This is a genomic window from Sporosarcina jiandibaonis (assembly GCF_013184495.1).
GTDB classification, from domain to species: Bacteria; Bacillota; Bacilli; order Bacillales_A; family Planococcaceae; genus Sporosarcina; species Sporosarcina jiandibaonis.
This window is the reverse complement of record NZ_JAAOIY010000004.1, coordinates 76,522-94,679: the sequence shown is the minus strand read 5'-3', so window position 1 is coordinate 94,679 and position 18,158 is coordinate 76,522. Positions and strand designations below refer to the sequence as shown.

General features: G+C 41.7%; 20 protein-coding genes. 4 read left to right on the top strand and 16 right to left on the bottom strand.

Going from position 1 to position 18,158, the window contains the following annotated elements; translation table 11 throughout:
- Positions 1-118: 118 nt before the first annotated feature.
- The 3 genes from G8782_RS11815 to G8782_RS11805 form a co-directional block, all read right to left on the bottom strand.
- Positions 119-1,423, bottom strand: a complete 1,305-nt coding sequence (locus G8782_RS11815; protein WP_172371407.1) for an efflux RND transporter periplasmic adaptor subunit — start codon at positions 1,421-1,423, stop codon at positions 119-121.
- Positions 1,420-2,142 (bottom strand): hypothetical protein, encoded by a 723-nt coding sequence (locus G8782_RS11810; protein ID WP_172371405.1) that lies wholly within the window; start codon positions 2,140-2,142, stop codon positions 1,420-1,422. Before G8782_RS11810 ends, G8782_RS11815 begins: the two co-directional genes overlap by 4 nt.
- A gap of 376 nt (positions 2,143-2,518) precedes the next feature.
- The gene (locus G8782_RS11805) at positions 2,519-2,974 is read right to left on the bottom strand and encodes a transcriptional regulator (RefSeq protein WP_172371403.1); all 456 of its coding nucleotides are present in this window, start codon (positions 2,972-2,974) and stop codon (positions 2,519-2,521) included.
- A gap of 253 nt (positions 2,975-3,227) precedes the next feature.
- Here G8782_RS11805 and G8782_RS11800 point away from each other — a divergent pair, with 253 nt between their 5' ends.
- Both G8782_RS11800 and G8782_RS11795 read left to right on the top strand, forming a co-directional pair.
- The gene (locus G8782_RS11800; RefSeq protein WP_172371401.1) at positions 3,228-4,808 is read left to right on the top strand and encodes an SWIM zinc finger family protein; all 1,581 of its coding nucleotides are present in this window, start codon (positions 3,228-3,230) and stop codon (positions 4,806-4,808) included.
- Positions 4,805-7,546 (top strand): DEAD/DEAH box helicase, encoded by a 2,742-nt coding sequence (locus G8782_RS11795; protein WP_172371399.1) that lies wholly within the window; start codon positions 4,805-4,807, stop codon positions 7,544-7,546. The genes G8782_RS11800 and G8782_RS11795 overlap by 4 nt, the downstream gene beginning before the upstream one ends.
- 44 nt (positions 7,547-7,590) lie before the next feature.
- On the opposite strand, the gene G8782_RS11790 is transcribed toward G8782_RS11795, so the two are convergent.
- Both G8782_RS11790 and G8782_RS11785 read right to left on the bottom strand, forming a co-directional pair.
- On the bottom strand, positions 7,591-7,755 hold the full coding sequence (locus G8782_RS11790) for a hypothetical protein (RefSeq protein ID WP_172371397.1): 165 nt from the start codon (positions 7,753-7,755) through the stop codon (positions 7,591-7,593).
- Positions 7,756-7,995: 240 nt separating this feature from the next.
- Positions 7,996-8,436, bottom strand: coding sequence for a single-stranded DNA-binding protein (locus G8782_RS11785; RefSeq protein WP_172371395.1), 441 nt, complete (start codon positions 8,434-8,436; stop codon positions 7,996-7,998).
- A gap of 273 nt (positions 8,437-8,709) precedes the next feature.
- Between G8782_RS11785 and G8782_RS11780 the strand changes: the two genes are divergently transcribed.
- Positions 8,710-9,147, top strand: coding sequence for a YwpF family protein (locus G8782_RS11780; RefSeq protein ID WP_172371393.1), 438 nt, complete (start codon positions 8,710-8,712; stop codon positions 9,145-9,147).
- 296 nt (positions 9,148-9,443) lie between these two features.
- Here G8782_RS11780 and G8782_RS11775 read toward each other — a convergent pair whose 3' ends face one another.
- The 7 genes from G8782_RS11775 to spoIID form a co-directional block, all read right to left on the bottom strand.
- Positions 9,444-9,770, bottom strand: a complete 327-nt coding sequence (locus G8782_RS11775) for a hypothetical protein (RefSeq protein WP_172371392.1) — start codon at positions 9,768-9,770, stop codon at positions 9,444-9,446.
- A gap of 126 nt (positions 9,771-9,896) precedes the next feature.
- Complete coding sequence (gene fabZ, locus G8782_RS11770) at positions 9,897-10,334, bottom strand: 3-hydroxyacyl-ACP dehydratase FabZ (RefSeq protein WP_172371390.1); 438 nt, start codon at positions 10,332-10,334, stop codon at positions 9,897-9,899.
- A 21-nt stretch (positions 10,335-10,355) separates the two neighbouring features.
- A complete protein-coding gene (locus G8782_RS11765) occupies positions 10,356-10,676 on the bottom strand; it encodes a DNA-directed RNA polymerase subunit beta (protein ID WP_172371388.1) in 321 nt (106 codons plus the stop codon).
- 59 nt (positions 10,677-10,735) lie between these two features.
- Positions 10,736-11,731, bottom strand: coding sequence for a rod shape-determining protein (gene mreB, locus G8782_RS11760; protein WP_172371386.1), 996 nt, complete (start codon positions 11,729-11,731; stop codon positions 10,736-10,738).
- A 185-nt stretch (positions 11,732-11,916) separates the two neighbouring features.
- On the bottom strand, positions 11,917-12,186 hold the full coding sequence (locus G8782_RS11755) for a sporulation transcriptional regulator SpoIIID (RefSeq protein WP_172371384.1): 270 nt from the start codon (positions 12,184-12,186) through the stop codon (positions 11,917-11,919).
- A gap of 176 nt (positions 12,187-12,362) precedes the next feature.
- Positions 12,363-13,016, bottom strand: a complete 654-nt coding sequence (locus G8782_RS11750; protein WP_172371383.1) for a M23 family metallopeptidase — start codon at positions 13,014-13,016, stop codon at positions 12,363-12,365.
- A 31-nt stretch (positions 13,017-13,047) separates the two neighbouring features.
- Positions 13,048-14,004 carry a stage II sporulation protein D gene (gene spoIID / locus G8782_RS11745; protein ID WP_172371381.1) on the bottom strand — a complete coding sequence of 319 codons (957 nt, stop codon included), beginning with the start codon at positions 14,002-14,004 and terminating at the stop codon, positions 13,048-13,050.
- A gap of 77 nt (positions 14,005-14,081) precedes the next feature.
- Here spoIID and G8782_RS11740 point away from each other — a divergent pair, with 77 nt between their 5' ends.
- Positions 14,082-14,246, top strand: a complete 165-nt coding sequence (locus G8782_RS11740) for a hypothetical protein (protein ID WP_172371379.1) — start codon at positions 14,082-14,084, stop codon at positions 14,244-14,246.
- A 36-nt stretch (positions 14,247-14,282) separates the two neighbouring features.
- On the opposite strand, the gene murA is transcribed toward G8782_RS11740, so the two are convergent.
- The 4 genes from murA to atpD form a co-directional block, all read right to left on the bottom strand.
- Positions 14,283-15,587: a UDP-N-acetylglucosamine 1-carboxyvinyltransferase gene (gene murA / locus G8782_RS11735; protein WP_172371377.1), complete on the bottom strand. Its 1,305-nt coding sequence runs from the start codon at positions 15,585-15,587 to the stop codon at positions 14,283-14,285.
- Positions 15,588-15,948: 361 nt separating this feature from the next.
- Positions 15,949-16,188, bottom strand: a complete 240-nt coding sequence (locus tag G8782_RS11730; RefSeq protein ID WP_172371375.1) for a DUF1146 family protein — start codon at positions 16,186-16,188, stop codon at positions 15,949-15,951.
- Positions 16,189-16,267: 79 nt separating this feature from the next.
- Positions 16,268-16,672: a F0F1 ATP synthase subunit epsilon gene (locus tag G8782_RS11725; protein WP_172371373.1), complete on the bottom strand. Its 405-nt coding sequence runs from the start codon at positions 16,670-16,672 to the stop codon at positions 16,268-16,270.
- A gap of 21 nt (positions 16,673-16,693) precedes the next feature.
- Entirely contained in the window at positions 16,694-18,109 is a 1,416-nt protein-coding gene (atpD, locus tag G8782_RS11720; protein WP_172371371.1) for a F0F1 ATP synthase subunit beta, read from the bottom strand.
- Positions 18,110-18,158: the final 49 nt, after the last annotated feature.

Sequence of the window (18,158 nt, the reverse complement as noted above, 5' to 3'; positions counted from 1 at the left end):
ATGTATCCTAATAATCAAAACTTTATTACCACCTTGTAATATTTCGGAAATTTCGAAGGCCCTTTGACATTTTCCTGAAAAACAAAAAAAGACCACTAATTTTCAAGTGGCCTTCCCCTCATTTCAAAATCATATATTTCATATATTCCTTCCAGGTCCATGATTTCCATTCTTTTTTCGTCGGCATATCTGTTGGCATTTTTATAAAGACGTTTGGATTGCCTTTATAGATGTCATGGGTCGGCTTCGGCATTGGAAAAACTACTTGTCCAGAAGCGAGACCTTCAGTGACGATAAGACGCATGTCTTCCATGAACGGCGTGCTAAGTTTAACGGTAACTGATTTTCCGGATTTGTCGATGACCTTTCCTTTTGCCGTTTTCTTGTCGGAACGGCTTACCCAGTCTTCATTCACAGAAACAGCGCCTGACGCTTCATCTATAATTATCGCCGTATTTACATTATGCCCGTATGGCGTTGTTGAAAGTTCCTCCGGTGTCGTAATTTGTACTTCGTAATAAGCTAGCGGATTAACGGCCTTTTCTTCATCTATTTTCTTGTACGTTTCGATCAGCTCATTTTCAGTCGCGGGCAACTCTGAAACGAACGTGACAATTCCTTCTGTTACACCTTCGAGTCCAGCGCCTTGAATCGTAACGCGGTCGCCTTCTTCAATTAACTGCCATTCGTGATCTTTGGCGTATGTCGTGACAATTTTTTCTGTGCTATAAATATCAACAGCCAATTTCGAACCGTGTCGAATGACATTGGAAACAACGCCTGAAACCGGACTGATAATCGCGGTATTTAAAGATTCCTGCGCCACTTGGGCTTCGACGACGGTAAGTTCTTTGGAAATCTCTGCTAATTGTTGTTCTGCCGCCGCATGCGCTTGTGCGTAAGAGCCTTCTTGCGTCACATCGACTGTGAAATCGACTTTAAAATCGAGTTCGATTTTTGCTCCGCCTTCAACTTCGGTTACGTTTTCATCTCGATTGACATTCGATGAACTGCCTGTACCCGTTTTGGATTTTGAAGTGTTCAAATCTGTGATCAATGATTCGATTTCCCTTTTTTGTTGAAGAAGCGCTTGATGTTTCGTATTCAAAAGTTCTTTTTCTTCATCCGAGCGTTCTGTATTCAATAACGCAAGCTCATCGCCAATTTTGACTTTATCGCCTTCTGTAACGAGCCAATTTTCGACTTCATCCTCGTTCCCGACATACACTGTCGACATTTCTAGCGGAGCAATAAGCCCTTCTTTCGGCATTTTATCGGTGAAATCGCCAGCGGATAATCTTTCAAACTCGCTGACATATAGTGATTTGCTAATTTTACTGTCTTTATTGAACAGCAAATAAAAGTTGAATCCTAAAAATAAACTGATAACAATAGCGACGGTGATATTGCCTAATTTACTCATCGGCCGCCACCTCCATCAAAGATTAGATTGAATAATGTTTCCATCGGAATAAAACCTACTGCCGCAGTCAATAAAGCGAGTAAGAGATGAATTCCAATTAGCGACCACAGCAGAGGTTTTCTTTTTGATTCATCCAAAAATTTCAAAGTAAAGCTGAGTTGAAGCGCAATAATGATTGCGGTTGTAATTGTTAATTGGTTTAAAAAAAGAATAAGGTATTTTGATTCGAGATAAGTAGCAGCTAATGGACCGAAAGATAAGAATGAGTAATTAGCTGTAGCTCCCTTCGCCAAGAATACGAGGAAGATAAGCGCTTTTTCCACCAACAGCAAACTAGTTACCAGGAGCTGTAACGGTAATAGTTTGGTATAAGGGATTTTTGTCAATAAATGAACTATGTATGCGAATCCAAAAAAGTGAAAAGATATATAGACGATTGACCAACCGAGCGAACCAATGAAAGATGCAAATCTCGCTAATGTGAAATTCGCGGTTGTCGTTGTTACTACTAAAGGCGTTAGTGCTTCCGTCCCCATTCCCCACCATGATCGGGCTCCGAATAGAAGCAGCCCCGCTAGAAAAACAAAGACGATTCGTTTTCTAAATCCGCGAATTGTGGAAGTTTGAAGATCATCGGCTAAGCGATGTGGATTAGTTAAGTACTGCCGAAAAGTGAAATTAAAGAACATAACTACAATCCCTTCCTGATAATCTATCATTACATGCATTATTCCTTATACTACCAAATACTCCTTCAGTTGTAACTTTAATTGCTAAAAAGTTACTTTATCCCCTCTTTCAGGTTTAGGATTGGTGATTTTTGTATATTATATGTAGAAGGTAATTAATACTAATTCAGGATTCTCCTTATTTCCCAGGAAATCGACAAAGAGGTGCTTTTAAATGGAAAAAATGAATGAGTTCGATACAGAAGTATTTACTTGGACAGACTTTCTGTTTGGTCTAGCAGGGATTTCCATTATAATTTTCATTCTCCAAGCTTTTATTGTCTAATGAACTATTAAATAGCTATTAAAATAAGAACACCTATCGTTTAGACTACGATGGGTGTTCTTTACTTTTTCATATTCAAAGTTATTGCATTCCTTCCGTTAGTTCATTAAAGAGTTCCAAATCATTTGTTTCCAATGCATAGTCGATCATTCGACGACGATTTTCGTTTTCAAGGCTTTCAATTAACTCTCTGGATTCCACAAGCACTTCTTCTGCCAGTTCCACTTGTATCTCCATGCCCACATCGAGGCTCCCTTCCATAATGGTTTTTAAGTGCGTATGAAGGTCTGAAATCAGAAGTAATTGATAGAGTGGCAAGCGAATAAATCGATTTCCACGCTGGAATACAAACACTTCCCCGAGATTTTCCACTTGAAGGCTTTTCATATTAATGACGATTTCCTTCCCTTCGGTAGGTATGAAATGAAATAGCTCATCTCCTTTTACAATTGAGAAGTATTGATAAGCAAAGACAAGACGTAATCGAAATTCTTCTTTCCTCGTGAAAAACGGCGTCATTCGCTGAACTGATAGCATTTGGCTCCCTCCTTATGGAACATTCTGATTATTACTATCATTCTATCACATTATACTAGGAAATGTGAATAGTTTGCACGATTCTTCCTATAACATTATTCCTTCTCTTCCATTTACGGGAAACCGGGGAAAGAATACAGGAAAGTTTTCAAATGAAAAATAAATTAGTGAAAAGAATTCGAATTTAATTATTTACGTATTGATGCAAAAAGCGTTATACTAGAAGGAATGCATTTTTGAGGAGAGTGGTCCGATGCACATGACTGTTGAACGTGTATCCTACTTGCACGAGGCCGAACTTACTAATTTTATGAATGAAATTAAACATTCATTCCGTTCTGATATACCAGAAGAAGCATCAGAAATCCAAAAAGCGGTAACACTGGTTCGTAGTGGGTCAGTGGAATCCTATTCGTATGATTCTTCAAGATTAACCGTACACGCTGAAATCATTGGTAAAGACTTAGAAGAAGTAACTTTATCGTTTGGCAAATTAGCAGCTACATGCACTTGCGAAAAGCCAGGATGGTGTTCACATCGTGCAGCAGTTATCTTCCATCTATATCTACAGTTTAATTCTTTATCTGATTGGATGCACGAATGGAGGAGAATGGAAACGGAACAAATGGCTTTTAAAATCACAGATCGCACTCCGAAAGCTTGGAGTGAAGTATTATCACGTTTAATGAACCCCATTCGCATCATTGGTTTGAATGAAAATCCTGCAGTCTTCATCCATAAATTCGAGTTGATAGATCAAAAATCCCGGTCCCTGACACCTTTCGAGTATGAATGGAAACCGTTATTTGACGTCTATTATCGTTTACATGCACTTGAAGCGGCTTGGCCGTATATTTACTTCCATCTCGGAGGTAGCGGCTCCAATTTTACTTACGGAAAATGGTACGTCAAAAACTGGTTGACCGATCAACTTGGAAAATTAGCGGATAGCGTCAAATCCATTTCATCGAAACCTAGACTTTTTGAAACAGACCCATTTCATGACCAGTTGAAAGTGCTTGTGAGAAATCTCGCTTTGGACTATGAAGGACTTTTTGACGAACGTTTTCGGGTTTACCAAACGTTTTGGCAAAAGTTATTTACCGATAAATTCACTAGGCAAAATGAACAGAAAAAGCTTGAAGATAGCGATTCCCCAGAAGCTTCAACTTTGGTCGCATTTTTCTATGTCATACAAGGGCAGAATGAACAATTAGAAGAGCTTTCGAAAAATATCACATTTGAGGATTTTTCAAAATGGTTGCCGTTGGCGAATCTTGCTGAACGAGACGATAATATGGAATCCCTTGCTGTTATCATGTCAGCCTTGCTTCCGTTCATCGGCGATTATTTAAAGCAAAACGTAGCTGTTTCACAACGTCCCACTTTTGTGCGAAAAATTGACGGCTTGTTAGAAGCGGCGGATTTCCCGGAAGATGAACGTGAAAAAATGTTTTCCTATTACGGCGAAACCGGTGTCGATGTCTATGCTGATTTTCTTGTCGAACGCGGTCGTTTCCGCGAATGGGCTGCTTTGATGCACCGGTATCGTATGTCATATGAAGTTGCTGAAGCGGGCGGTTTGAAAATTGCGTTAGCCCAAGACCCGGCGGCTGTCCTTCCTCTTCTTCATGTGTATGCCACAAATTTTATGAAGGAACGGAATCGACAAAGTTATCGCCGCGCTGTGAATTTATTCAGAAAGATGAAGGCCGGTAGTAAAAAAAGCGGTAAACATGAGTTTTGGAACCGTTATATTGATACAGTGCGCGAAAAAAATCGCCGCCTCCGTGCACTAATGGAAGAAATGGAGAAAGGGAATTTGTACTTATGAATGAAACGTTTACATTGGAACACCTTCTCCGTATTGGAATAAAACCGATTGACGGAAACATATATGCCGTTTCTACAGAAGATAGTAACGGTTACCCCGTCGATCCAGAAGAATTAGTTTCATATTTATTTTTTAATGATGAACGGACATTTTTTGGTCTTCTTGCAGAAATAAAAGAAGACGAACTTCACCTTCGAGCCGATCAATTGCTGCTTTCGTTTCCTGAATCGCATCCTTACGTAAAGTTTGAAGGTCAAACAGAGGATGATGAGCAGACGCTCCAATCGATTCGAGAAGCTGCGGATGCTTGGCGCAATCCGAAAATCTGGAACTATGTGGAGACGAATGAAACCGGAATTCATTTTAATACGGATGAAATCGCTCTTTCAGAAGAATCCGTGCAAATTATTCAATCCGCGGTGTACGGTAGATTGGCTGATTCTGCGCTTGGTCCGGACCAATTGCCTGCACTGCTTCCACATTTACGTAAATATGGTTGGCCGGGCGAGTCGGTGTCAACGATACCGGTGCGTGTGGCTTTCCGGCTAACTGAACCCGAGGAAGACTCGGACTCTGCTGAATGGCTACTCGAAACAGTTGTGGTCGGCGAACGTGAACGACATTGGACGCCGGCAGTTCGAAAAAGAAATCTTCCCGTTACCGAAGCACTTCCTGAGCGATGGGCTGCGTATGCGGATGAAATTGCTGAAAGGCAGTCTGAAATGATTTCTCTTCTTCGATCTATCGAAATTGAATCGGATGGAAGCTTTTTGTCTGTTCCTATCCATGATTCAGAAGTTCGGTTGTTTATCCAAGAAGATTTGCCGTTGCTTCAATCCTTTAATTACACGATTATTTTGCCAGCATGGTTAAAATCGATCACGGAGTCAAAAATGAGAATCCGAACGAGCGCGAGTGTGCAGTCTTACAACTCGGCGACGAATCTAGACGAAGTTCTTAATTTCGACTGGAATTTCTCTCTCGGCGGACAAGAAATCGGGCGCGACGCTTTCCAAAAACTAGTTGAGGAAAATCGCGAGTATATTCGATCTGGCGATGAGTGGTTCCATATTGACCCGCTTTGGTTGAAAAAGATCAAAGATATCATGGACCGTGCCGATTCAGGCGAGTGGACTGTTAAAGACCTTTTATTCCAAGACATCCCCGAGGAAATTGTTCCGATTGAAAGCGATGAGGACGAAGATGATCCGCTCTTTGAATTTTCGATGCAAAAATCATTGAAAAGCTATATGGAAGTTCTTGCCGATAAAAAAGGATTGCCGTCTGCCGGTATTCCGAAGCAATTAAACGCAGAGCTTCGGCCTTATCAAGAGGAAGGATATGATTGGCTTATTTTCATGCGCGATAATCAATTCGGAGCAGTCCTTGCCGATGATATGGGGCTTGGAAAAACGATTCAACTTATCGCTTATTTATTGAATGTCCATGCTCGTCCTGAAACTGAAAAACCATCACTCATTATTTGCCCGACAAGTGTTCTTGGTAACTGGCAAAAGGAAATTGAACGTTTTGCGCCTACTCTTTCTGTCCATACGCATTACGGTCCATCCCGTGAAAAAGACGAGGAGTTTACCGGGCTGATCGCTCATCTCCGTCCTGATGTCATTTTAACGACGTACGGCACGGCTTCCCAGGATGGCGAGATGCTTGCCGAAACTGAGTTTACGAGCATCACACTTGATGAGGCCCAGAATATTAAAAACATGCAAACGAGACAATCTAGAATGATTCGCAAATTGCGCGGCCAACATCATATTGCTTTAACGGGTACGCCGATTGAAAACCGTTTGTCCGAGTTGTGGGCGATTTTTGATTTTGTTCATAAAGGGTATTTCGGGAACTTCCGGGCGTTTACGGATAACTTTATCGTTCCGATCGAGCGGGATGATTCGGAGCGCGATAAGCAGAAACTTCGAGCAAAAATCAGACCATTCTTATTGCGTCGAACGAAAAACGATCCAGATTTATTGTTGAATCTTCCGAAGAAGTTGGAGCAAAATGAGTATGTTCCGCTGACGACTGAACAAGCCGCTTTGTATGAAAGTTTCTTGGATGAGACCAAATACAAATTGCAAACCTTGACTGGTTTTGAGAGAAAAGGGCTCATTTTGACGATGCTTAGTCGATTAAAACAATTATGCAATCACCCTGTGCTGTTTCTGAAAGAACCGCACGGTCCGGCTGAGCAATTAATTGCACGTTCTGACAAGTTGAGCGGAATCGTGTCGATGGCTGGCAATATCGCGGATAACGGAGAACAATGTATTATTTTCACGCAGTATATCGGGATGGGAAAACTCATCCAGCATTGCTTGTCTGAAATGCATAATATTGACGTCCCTTTCTTGACTGGAAGCATGCCGAAGGGACAACGCGATAATTTGGTGGATGCTTTTCAAAACGGTGAATTCCCCGTCTTCATCTTATCGCTGCGGGCAGGAGGAACCGGTTTAAACTTAACGGCTGCCAATCACGTATTGCATGCAGATCGTTGGTGGAATCCCGCTGTGGAAAATCAAGCAACGGACCGCGCATATCGAATCGGGCAAACGAAGTTCGTCCACGTCCATAAATTCGTGACGATTGGAACGATCGAGGAAAAGATTGATAAGATGCTTACCGAAAAAGCGGCACTATCTGCTGATCTCATTCAATCTAGCCAATGGTTGACGGAGCTTTCTGACCGAGAACTTGATGATTTATTGTCATTCGGATAATTATATTTTCATCCCAGAGTCGAAGTTATTCCGCTCTGGGATTTTTACGTTATTTTTAATACTATCGGCACTTTTTTGATAAAGTCCTTGCCCTTGCCTGTCTTTTTGTCTTCTACCATTTTTAGGCGTTCGTTTAAATTCGCCACTACTCGAATTAATTCGCTAATTTGAAGCTCCATTCGTATAATTTCTTTTTCAAGTTTCGTCATTGCCATCATCTCCTTTTCATTTCCACGATGATGGCACCTGAAAGGCAGTCTTCTCTCAGGTACCTGCACGCGGTTATTAATTAGCAATCAAGTTTTTTTCCCTATGATATTTTCCGTATAACCGAAAGGCCGATCCCCCAAAAGGCCTTTACAACTTGTAAGTAATTTCCTTCACAGCTATTCATATAATTGTAGTTTCCAGCCCCGGCTTGTAATCCGGTAAATCTCCTCCTTGTGGATTTACATGATTGGCAATTCCTTGCTTTCTTCTTTTGGTAATTCAAAGTGATCAGTTTCCGATTCCGCTATTTCTGCTCGCTGGTTCGACACTGTAGAATTCGCGTATAAATCGTCATTTGATCTTGTTTTTGTTGAAAGAAATCTAACATCTTCTCCAATTACTTCTGTTACGAAAACACGGCTACAATCTTCTCTTTCGTACGTTCTGGACTGGATTCGACCACTCAGTCCTATTAATGAACCTTTTCCACAATGCTTCGCTGTGTTTTCCGCAAGTCGTCCCCATAATGAACATAATATGAAATCCGCTTCGACTTCTCCTTTCGCGTTCTTATAGTTACGATTTATTGCGAGAATAATACTTGTCTGGACCCGATCTCGAGATATTTTCCTAAGGATCGGATCCTTTGTTATACGCCCTACAAGTGCGACTTGATTCAACCAACACCCTCCTTTCTTTTTGAATTAGTCCCATAATACGATGGGGAGTCGATTTTTAGCAAAAGCGGATTTTTCAATTTTGATGCCTTTTTCGCAATGAATTTCATCTTTTCAACTTACATATTTTCTATTTTATGCCGTTGAACGACAGGGATATGCATTTTGTCGCTTGGTGTCGATTTTTTGATAAATTAACTTTGGGAGTTTTCTAGTTTATTTATTCCATCGTGATAAATATGGTATAATCAAGGAAATTTGAAGGTGGTGCGCATGATGAAAACATTTAAGATGTTGTCAGTTGGAATCTTGCACGAAGGACAAGTTATAGATTTCCCGCTAATTGATGGAATTATTATTAATCAAGAGAATAGCCACCGAATGTGGATTCTTGAGATGTTTATCGAGGAAAAGTATAAAGATTTTTTCGAATCATTTAAAGGTGAAGATGAGTTGCTCGAAGCAAAAGTAGTCATTTCGTATCCGGAAAACGAACCCGCCGCTTTCCGCGTAGCTGTGAGCGCGGTGAAACAAATCGGAAATAATATTTCGGTTTTGTTGAAAGGCAGATTAAAACGTGCTCGTACGCAATATGCTGAACATTTGTTGGAGGAATTGATCGGTGAAGGCTTAGAAGGCCAAACTTTGCTTCAACGTTTTGAAACAGATATGCGTTCACGCCCGCGGTTGAAACGGGATACTTCGGAGGATTAATTTTGTGGTGCTGCCCTGCGTTAATTGGGCGGCACTTTTTTATTGGCTGGCGGGGCTTTGGTCGTTTCGGTGGGTGTTTTAGTCGTTTTGGGAGTGGCTTTAGTCGTTTTGACGGCTGCTTTGGTCGTTTCAAAACCGCTTTAGTCGTTTTCACAACCACTTTAGTCGTTTCTGCATCCGCTTTGGTCGTTTCAAAACCGCTTTAGTCGTTTCCGCTACCGTTTTGGTCGTTTCACGTTTTCTTCAAAACAAAACACCGCCTCGTTTTTCTTCGAGGCGGTGTTTACGGCTTGCGGTTAGCGGTTGTTGTTTCCATTTCCGTCCATTTCGTCATCGAGAATTGTGTCGTTTGGTGCTCCTTCTCCATTATCGACTTCGTTGTCGCCGTTAATGAAACCGTTGTTTCCACCGTTCCCGTTGACACCTTCGTCAATCCCATCTAGATCCATTCCGCCTTGATTATTATCGTTGGCATTAGGAGTCCAGTTTCTGTCACGATCTTGCACATCATCCTGCATCGGTGTTTCGTTATTGTTAGGCACTGCATCATCATTCCCGTTGTTCATACAGCCGCCTAGTACGAGAGCCGAAATTAGAAAAAATGGTATCGTTTTTTTCAACATGCAAAGATTCCCTCCTTTCCACAAGCCGTTTACCACACAAATCTGCATGGTCTTTGTAGGTTGTACGAAATGAAGGGAACTATCCATTATTTTTTATATTGATTTTTATTAACTGTTTTAGACATACTATTGTTCAACGACAGGACCGAGCGCGAATAGAATTTCTGTTTCACAAGCTATTTCGTCGCCGACTTTTGCGATTGCTTTTCCTTTGCCCATTTGGCCGCGCAGTCTTGTAATTTCAACTTCGAGCGTCAATGTGTCGCCAGGTCCGACTTGGCGTTTAAAACGGCAATTGTCGATGCCCGCAAAAAATGCCAGTCGCCCTTTATTTTCTTCTTTTTTCAATAAAGCAACGGCTCCGACTTGCGCAAGCGCTTCAACAATAAGAACACCTGGCATTACTGGATAACCTGGAAAATGCCCGTTGAAAAAATCTTCATTTATCGTAACGTTTTTGATTCCGACGGCGCGTTTGCCTTCTTCAACTTCTATAATTTTATCGACCATCAAAAATGGATAGCGATGCGGCAAAATTGCCTGAATTTGTTCTGCTGATAGCATGTGAATCCTCCTAAAAATTATTTATTCTTTTCCTTTAATAATATCGATTATATGTGTCCATGTTTCTTTTTTTAGTACGTCCTCTGGATTTCCGTCGCCAATATAGCTATACCCAATTTGCAATCCGATTACAGCAACGATAGCTAGTAGTAAAATGATCAAAATAAGACGAAGCCAGATTGGGATAATACGGATTTGAACCCAAAATGTTTTTTTCGGTTCATCAGTTTCACCGCGTTTAGCCTTTCTTAGTTCTCTTCTCGAACTAGTTTCAACGCTTGGCTTGTCAATTGTTTTTGATTTCACTTTTCTAAGAAAACTTTGAAGCTTTAAATTATCCATTGTCAGTACTCCCTATACAAACGAATTGCAAAACAACCAACTCGTTTTTTTATGTAGAATTAAAATCCTTTTGAACTTTTTTGAATGTTTTCAAGTAAAATGCCTGTCCCTCTTGCAACACAGTCGAGCGGACTATCTGAAACAAACACGGGCACTTTCAATTCTTCAGCTAATAATTGGTCAATCCCGTTAATCAGCGCGCCTCCGCCAGTTAAGAATATCCCACGGTCGATAATGTCTGCAGAAAGTTCAGGCGGAGTTCTCTCGAGGACATTTCTTGCGGCTTGAACGATGAGATACATAGATTCTCTCAATGCAAATCTAATTTCTTCTGAATCAATCGTAATCGTGCGTGGAAGTCCAGAAACCATATCCCGGCCTCTGATATCCATTTTTTCATTGCGAGATCCTTGGAAAACCGTGCCGATATTAAATTTAATGTCTTCCGCGGTGCGCAGTCCAATGAGCAATTTATATTGGTTTTTAATGTATTGGATGATGTCGTTGTCTAATGTGTCTCCGGCAATGTTAATGGATTCGGATGTGACGATATCACCCATTGATAAAACGGCAACATCGGTTGTTCCCCCACCGATATCAATCACCATATTACCACTTGGCTGAAAAATATCCATCCCGGCGCCGATTGCGGAAACTTTTGGTTCTTCTTCTAAATATACTTTCTTTCCCCCGGACTTTTCTGCTGCTTCGCGAATCGCTTTTTGTTCAACGCTTGTAATATTCGTCGGGCAACAGACAAGTATTCTAGGTTTTGTGAAAAAGCCTTTCACATTAAGTTTTTCGATGAAATGATGGAGCATTGCTTCTGTCACATCGAAGTCTGCGATTACGCCGTCTTTTAAAGGACGGACAACCGTGATATTCGCTGGTGTTCTGCCCACCATTTTCCATGCTTCTTCACCGACGGCAAGAACTTTATTATGTTTTTTATCTAATGCAACAACAGACGGTTCGTTTAAGACAATCCCTTTTCCCTTGACGTGAATCAGGACGTTAGCCGTACCAAGGTCAATCCCAATATCTTTTGCAAACATTATTCCCGCTTCCCCTTCCAACTGTTTCGTGGCATTTTCTCTTTCTTTTGCACGCTCTTATTTCGTAATTTTACCATAGTGCCGGGTAAATGAACATACTTAGGAACTAATTTCTAATTATATTGAAATCTCCTAATTAAGTAAAAAAGCGGCGCCCCAATCCGGATTCGGCTCCGCTCGTTCAACTATTCTTTTTCAACCTTCTTCGCTTCATTCATCCATTTGAGTCTGGTTGCCTCACCGCCTCTTAAATGTCTGACAGATTTATGGTAAGCAAGTATTTTTGCAACTTCTTCCGCCAGGCCAACATCGATGTTCGGCAATCGCTCTGTCAAATCCTTGTGAACAGTGCTTTTCGAATAACCCGTCGCTTTCGCTAGTCCTCGCACGGTAACCTCAGTCTCCAGCAATAACTCCCCGAGGCGCACGCATCGCCTCCGTATTTGCTCGTGCACGCCCTCTTCCTTTCCTATCGACTCCGAATCTTGTCTTACTGTATGCGACAGATTAAGGCGTTATGACCGCGTTTAGTGCGTGAAGGCTTGGTTTATGGCGGTTTTTAAGGACTTATTTGAAAATAATTTCGAAAAATTAAAAAACCACCCCGAAGGGTGGCCTTTTTGATTATACTTTACTTAAATGCTAGATGCTTCCCTGGATTGACCGGTTCGCCATCAACGTAGATTTCAAAAAGCAGGTGCACACCGGCTGCTGGATTCCATTCGTTTTGTGTCGTTGTCGCGATTGGATCTCCTTGAGCCACTTCGTCGCCTTCTTTCACTAGAATTCCAGTAAGTGAACTATAGACGGTTTTCTGGCCGTCCGCGTGTGAAAGGACGATTTCATCTCCGCTGAAGACATCCGTAGTAACTTCTTCAACGACGCCACTCATTGCTGCGAGCACTTCGAACGGTTTTCCGTCGATCGAAATCGATACTCCGGAATTCGTTACATATGACTGATTAAAGACGAGTAGTGCATTTTCTCGCATGGCTTCGTCGGCTTCCATGTCATAGTAATCTTGTAGAATGGCTACATCATTAAGGAGTTCTTCAGAAAATGGGTATTTGAAAGATTCCTTTGATGCGTTGACATCCACGACTACTTCGCCACTATCCTTCGCACTGTCTGTCTTATCCGGGGCATCTTTTATTAGTGCAGTATAACCCCAGATCATCCCTACAAATACAATTGCGATACCCGAATAGATAGCAGGCCAAAACCAACTCTTTGTTTGCTTGCGTTTATTCTTTTGAGAAGGAGATTTCGTTTTTTCTTCTCGCATAATCATCACCTCACTCGCTATTGTTTGCAAGTTAAGGTGCTTTTAAACATACATTCTCAAGATTAATCAAATTTTTTATTTCTGTGCCAGTATAATAGTGTTGGACAATTTTATCTGCCGTCCATCCATCCTGTGCAAACGCTTCGGCACCGTACTGGCTCATTCCGACACCGTGTCCATAACCGAGCGTTTTTATAATAACAATCTCGTTCGTGACATCGAAGGCGATATCGAAATCAGTTGATCTGAGTCCTAAAATTTCACGTATTTCGCGGCCATTTGATTCAAACCCTGAAGTTGCGACGCGTTGAACTCTGCCTGTAGGATTTCGAATGAGTTGAAGAGATTTGAACATATCGGCATTCCACTCAATCCCGAAGGCTTCGTTCCATTGTTTGAGAGGCATTTCCGTTTTCACTTCAAATGTGGGCGCTATTTTCACATCACCCGGGCTGTCGACGCTTTGCAAGTAAGGAATGTCGCTTCCGCTAAAATTTTCAGCAGCTTCCGTTTGGCCATTGGATGTCGAAAAAAACATTGCGGAAATTAGCTCGGCATTATACAGTAATACATCGCCAGTTGTCGCTTGGACTGCGGTGGCAAGTTTTTTTTCATTCTCTTTAAATTTTTTCCCCCACTGTTTTTTCCGCTCTTCTTTTGATTTATATACTTGAGCGGAGACATCACGGGCAATTGGAGTTTCACCGTAATTGGTGGTTTTAAGCGCGAAAGTCCTGGCTGCGATTGATTGTGCTTTCAAAGCTTCTACATGGAACCCGATCGGCATCTCGCCTGCGACGACTCCTTTTACATATTCCTCAAGCGCTAATGGCTCGTCCACACCGACAACTTTGATGTCGATCGGACAAGATTGTTCTATTTTTTTCTCCTCCTTCTGTAGCTCAGCGCCCGGTCCTCTTAGTAAAATTACTGGAATAAAAAACATTACAATGAGTAATAATATTGAACTAGCCCATAATTTTGTCATAGTCGATTATATGAAATTCACCTCTTTTTATGCATATGGAGTGCGTGGTTTGATTGGATAAGATGGAGAAACGACTAATGTTGAATGGTATACGACTAAACCAGCTCCCGAAACAACCAATGTTGATTCGCAAACGACTAAAGCTGCCTGCGAAACGACCAAAGCTGACCGACAAACAACTAAAACAGCTACGGAAACGACCAATCCAACTAATAAAATTCAAAATGGGCCATCGATTGTAGCATCGATGACCCTTTTTACTTTATATTATCAGCTCGTTATACGAGTTCTTGTTTCGATCTGCTTTCGACTTCTTCGTCAGATGTGACACGCTCAATGTCTGCACCGAGTGCTTCGAGCTTTTTATGGAAGTCTACATAGCCTCGATCAAGGTGTGACAGCTCTGTGACGCGTGTGACGCCTTCTGCAGCTAATCCTGCAAGTATGAGTGCTGCAGCTGCTCTCAGGTCTGTAGCAGCTACTTCAGCGCCCTGCAGCTTTGATGGGCCTTCTAAAATAACTGATTTGCCTTCGATTTTCACAGTTGCGTTCATGCGACGGAATTCTTCTACGTGCATGAAGCGGTTTTCAAAAACAGTTTCCGTAATGACGCCAGTTCCTGTAGCAGTAAGCATAAGCGCCATCATTTGCGATTGCATATCTGTCGGGAAACCTGGGTGCGGCATTGTTTTTAAGTTCACCGATTTAAGCGGGTACTTCGCATGGACGCGAACGCCTTCATCCAATTCGATGATATTGACGCCCATTTCACCCATTTTCGAAATAAGTGCCGCGTTATGTTCCGGTACAGCATTTTCAATGATAACGTCGCCGCCTGTAATTGCAGCAGCTACCATGAATGTGCCTGTTTCGATACGATCCGGGATAATATGATGTGTGGTACCGTATAATTTCGTTACGCCTTCGATTCGGATCATATCAGTACCGGCACCGACAACTTTACCGCCCATTTCGTTAATAAAGTTTGCCAAGTTTACAATTTCCGGTTCCTTCGCTGCGTTTTCTATAATTGTTGTTCCTCTTGCAAGAGCTGCGGCAGTCATGATATTTTCAGTTGCACCGACGCTTGGGAAGTCGAGATAGATTTTCGCACCATGAAGGCCATTTTCAGCTTTCGCTTCAACATAGCCGTGTCCAAACGATATTTCAGCTCCCATTGCTTCGAAACCTTTTAAGTGTTGGTCGATTGGACGTGAACCAATTGCACATCCGCCAGGTAATGCGACACGCGCAAAACCGTTTCGAGCAAGAATCGGGCCCATGACAAGAATTGAAGCTCTCATTTTACGTACATATTCAAATTGGGCTTCGCTTGATAACGTCCCCGATGAATCAATGATGACCTCGTTTCTTTCTGGCACCGCATCTACTTTTGCATTCAAGCTTTTTAGAACTGCACTGATTGTACCGACATCCGAGAGATTTGGTACGTCTCGAATGACGTTAACTCCTTCTGATGCGAGCAATGCAGCTGCCAATACAGGCAAAACGGCATTTTTTGCTCCTTCAACACGGACACTGCCTTTTAATACGCGTCCGCCGTTTATAATAATCTTATCCATAATTAGTCCCTCCGACTTTAAAATGTGCTAATAAAAATCACTTTTATATTTTACTTAAAAAATTGTATAGTAATAACAAAAACTCACATTAGTTTACAGTGTTCGACTTTTATTTACAAGGAACGAAATAACTATCTTGGTGTAATCTATCGTATGTATTTATTTGATTTTTTGTGTCATTGCTATATTTTATACCTTCTGAGCAGGGTTATCTGTTCGTTTAATTCCCTACGATATCGAATTTAAACATAGACAGCTTACATGCCATCGCCCCACGTACAGCAGGTAAATCCTTATACACGCGGCGATAACAGGTACCAACAAAAATACTATATTAAATCAATTCGCGAAATCGTCGAATTTATCGAAAAAACATTATAGGAATTCTTCCTGACCAATAGGATATCTCAAGAAAGAAATTTGATACAGAAGTTCCGATCATTATACTTAAAAAAATAAATAAAATTTGCGCTTGAAATACTTTGTTTTTACGAATGATTTTTTCCGGCATTAATGATTGAAGTGCATAAAAAGAAACACCCACAAAAAATATATGGGAAATGATTGCAAGCAATGGTTGGAAACCGAACATGCCATCCATAATCCTGACTCCTTCCATTAAAGAAAAGGACAGAAGAAACTACTTCCTCTGCCCATACTTTATCATCTTAACTCAATAATTAGTACCTGTTTTCCGAAACTTTAATTCTATTGATTGCCCGTTTCAGTTCGAGTTCTGCATTCAAAAAGCTTGCTTCATCTTTTTTAGCTTGAAGTGCGATTTCAGCCCGCTTTGCAGCATGCTTAGCACGCGCTAAGTCAATGTTTTCAGCCGTTTCTGCGCTTTGAGCAAGAACTGTAACGAGTTCTGGACGAATTTCAATGAATCCGCCATGAACAGCGACAATTTTTGTTTCATTACCTTTTTTAATACGAAGCCCGCCGATTTGAAGCGGCGCGACCGTTGCAATATGGCCTGGAAGAATTCCCAATTCGCCTGATTCTGTCATCGCGATAATCATGTCCGCTTCAGTTTCAACAACAGGGCCGTCGGGAGTTACGATATGAATTTTTACTGTTTTCATTTTTTCCCTCCTGGTCCCTTTTTAGACTTCGACACCCATAGATTTCGCTTTTTCGACAACTTCTTCAATACGACCGACAAGACGGAATGCATCTTCAGGAATATGATCGTATTTACCTTCTAGGATTTCTTTAAATCCTTTAATCGTTTCAGCTACCGGCACGTATGAACCAGGTTGACCAGTGAACTGCTCAGCTACGTGGAAGTTTTGTGATAGGAAGAATTGAATGCGACGCGCGCGACTAACAACAAGTTTGTCGTCTTCGCCTAATTCATCCATTCCCAGGATTGCGATAATATCTTGTAATTCAGCATAGCGTTGAAGTGTAGATTGTACTTCACGTGCTACTGAATAGTGTTCTGCTCCAACAATTTCAGCGCTTAGTGCACGTGAAGTTGATGCGAGCGGATCAACCGCTGGGTAAATACCCATTTCAGAAAGTTTACGCTCAAGGTTCGTCGTCGCATCAAGGTGAGCGAACGTTGTTGCTGGAGCTGGATCCGTGTAGTCATCCGCAGGTACATAGATCGCTTGGATTGACGTAACAGAACCTTTATTTGTTGAAGTGATTCGTTCTTGTAAAAGACCCATTTCCGTTGCAAGTGTCGGCTGATATCCAACTGCTGAAGGCATACGGCCAAGAAGCGCTGATACTTCAGATCCTGCTTGTGTATAACGGTAAATATTGTCGATGAATAGAAGTACGTCCGCGCCTTGTTCGTCACGGAAATATTCAGCCATCGTCAACCCTGTTAACGCAACACGCATACGCGCGCCAGGCGGTTCGTTCATTTGACCGAATACCATTGCTGTATTTTTAATAACACCAGAGTCCGTCATTTCGAAGAAAAGGTCGTTTCCTTCTCGTGTACGTTCTCCAACACCAGCGAATACGGAAATTCCACCGTGTTCAAGTGCGATGTTGTTGATTAATTCTTGGATTAGAACTGTTTTACCTACACCAGCTCCACCGAAGAGACCGATTTTACCACCCTTAATATACGGAGCTAATAAGTCAACAACTTTAATGCCCGTTTCAAGGATTTCAACTTCTGTAGAAAGTTCTTCAAAAGTTGGCGCTTTACGGTGAATCGGGTCACGTCGTTCAGATGCCGGAATTTCTTCCGCGAGGTCGATCGTCTCACCTAGTACGTTAAATACGCGGCCAAGTGTAACGTCGCCGACTGGAACGGAAATAGCAGCTCCTTGGTCGATTACTTCAGCTCCACGTCGAAGTCCATCAGTAGAAGACATCGCAATTGTACGAACTGCATCATCGCCGAGGTGAAGAGCAACTTCAAGCGTTAAAACTTCAGGCTCTGAGTTTGGACGCTCAATTGTAACAGTCAATGCGTTATATATTTCAGGCAATTGTGCGTTATCAAATTTGACGTCGACAACTGGACCCATTACTTGAAGAACATGTCCTTTGTTCATTTTGTTTCCTCCTGTCTTACTATATGCCGTGCAATTAAAGGGGGTAGCA

What these genes read in the sequence shown, in the direction of transcription:
- atpD (WP_172371371.1), bottom strand. Translation starts at nt 18,109, where the DNA reads ATGAACAAAGGACATGTTCTTCAAGTAATGGGTCCAGTTGTCGACGTC.
- G8782_RS11740 (WP_172371379.1), top strand. Translation starts at nt 14,082, where the DNA reads ATGTTGAATGGTATACGACTAAACCAGCTCCCGAAACAACCAATGTTG.
- murA (WP_172371377.1), bottom strand. Translation starts at nt 15,587, where the DNA reads ATGGATAAGATTATTATAAACGGCGGACGCGTATTAAAAGGCAGTGTC.
- G8782_RS11790 (WP_172371397.1), bottom strand. Translation starts at nt 7,755, where the DNA reads ATGACGAAACTTGAAAAAGAAATTATACGAATGGAGCTTCAAATTAGC.
- G8782_RS11795 (WP_172371399.1), top strand. Translation starts at nt 4,805, where the DNA reads ATGAATGAAACGTTTACATTGGAACACCTTCTCCGTATTGGAATAAAA.
- fabZ (WP_172371390.1), bottom strand. Translation starts at nt 10,334, where the DNA reads ATGCTATCAGCAGAACAAATTCAGGCAATTTTGCCGCATCGCTATCCA.
- G8782_RS11805 (WP_172371403.1), bottom strand. Translation starts at nt 2,974, where the DNA reads ATGCTATCAGTTCAGCGAATGACGCCGTTTTTCACGAGGAAAGAAGAA.
- spoIID (WP_172371381.1), bottom strand. Translation starts at nt 14,004, where the DNA reads ATGACAAAATTATGGGCTAGTTCAATATTATTACTCATTGTAATGTTT.
- G8782_RS11775 (WP_172371392.1), bottom strand. Translation starts at nt 9,770, where the DNA reads ATGTTGAAAAAAACGATACCATTTTTTCTAATTTCGGCTCTCGTACTA.
- G8782_RS11780 (WP_172371393.1), top strand. Translation starts at nt 8,710, where the DNA reads ATGAAAACATTTAAGATGTTGTCAGTTGGAATCTTGCACGAAGGACAA.
- G8782_RS11730 (WP_172371375.1), bottom strand. Translation starts at nt 16,188, where the DNA reads ATGGATGGCATGTTCGGTTTCCAACCATTGCTTGCAATCATTTCCCAT.
- G8782_RS11810 (WP_172371405.1), bottom strand. Translation starts at nt 2,142, where the DNA reads ATGATAGATTATCAGGAAGGGATTGTAGTTATGTTCTTTAATTTCACT.
- mreB (WP_172371386.1), bottom strand. Translation starts at nt 11,731, where the DNA reads ATGTTTGCAAAAGATATTGGGATTGACCTTGGTACGGCTAACGTCCTG.
- G8782_RS11800 (WP_172371401.1), top strand. Translation starts at nt 3,228, where the DNA reads ATGCACATGACTGTTGAACGTGTATCCTACTTGCACGAGGCCGAACTT.
- G8782_RS11750 (WP_172371383.1), bottom strand. Translation starts at nt 13,016, where the DNA reads ATGCGAGAAGAAAAAACGAAATCTCCTTCTCAAAAGAATAAACGCAAG.
- G8782_RS11765 (WP_172371388.1), bottom strand. Translation starts at nt 10,676, where the DNA reads ATGGATAATTTAAAGCTTCAAAGTTTTCTTAGAAAAGTGAAATCAAAA.
- G8782_RS11815 (WP_172371407.1), bottom strand. Translation starts at nt 1,423, where the DNA reads ATGAGTAAATTAGGCAATATCACCGTCGCTATTGTTATCAGTTTATTT.
- G8782_RS11725 (WP_172371373.1), bottom strand. Translation starts at nt 16,672, where the DNA reads ATGAAAACAGTAAAAATTCATATCGTAACTCCCGACGGCCCTGTTGTT.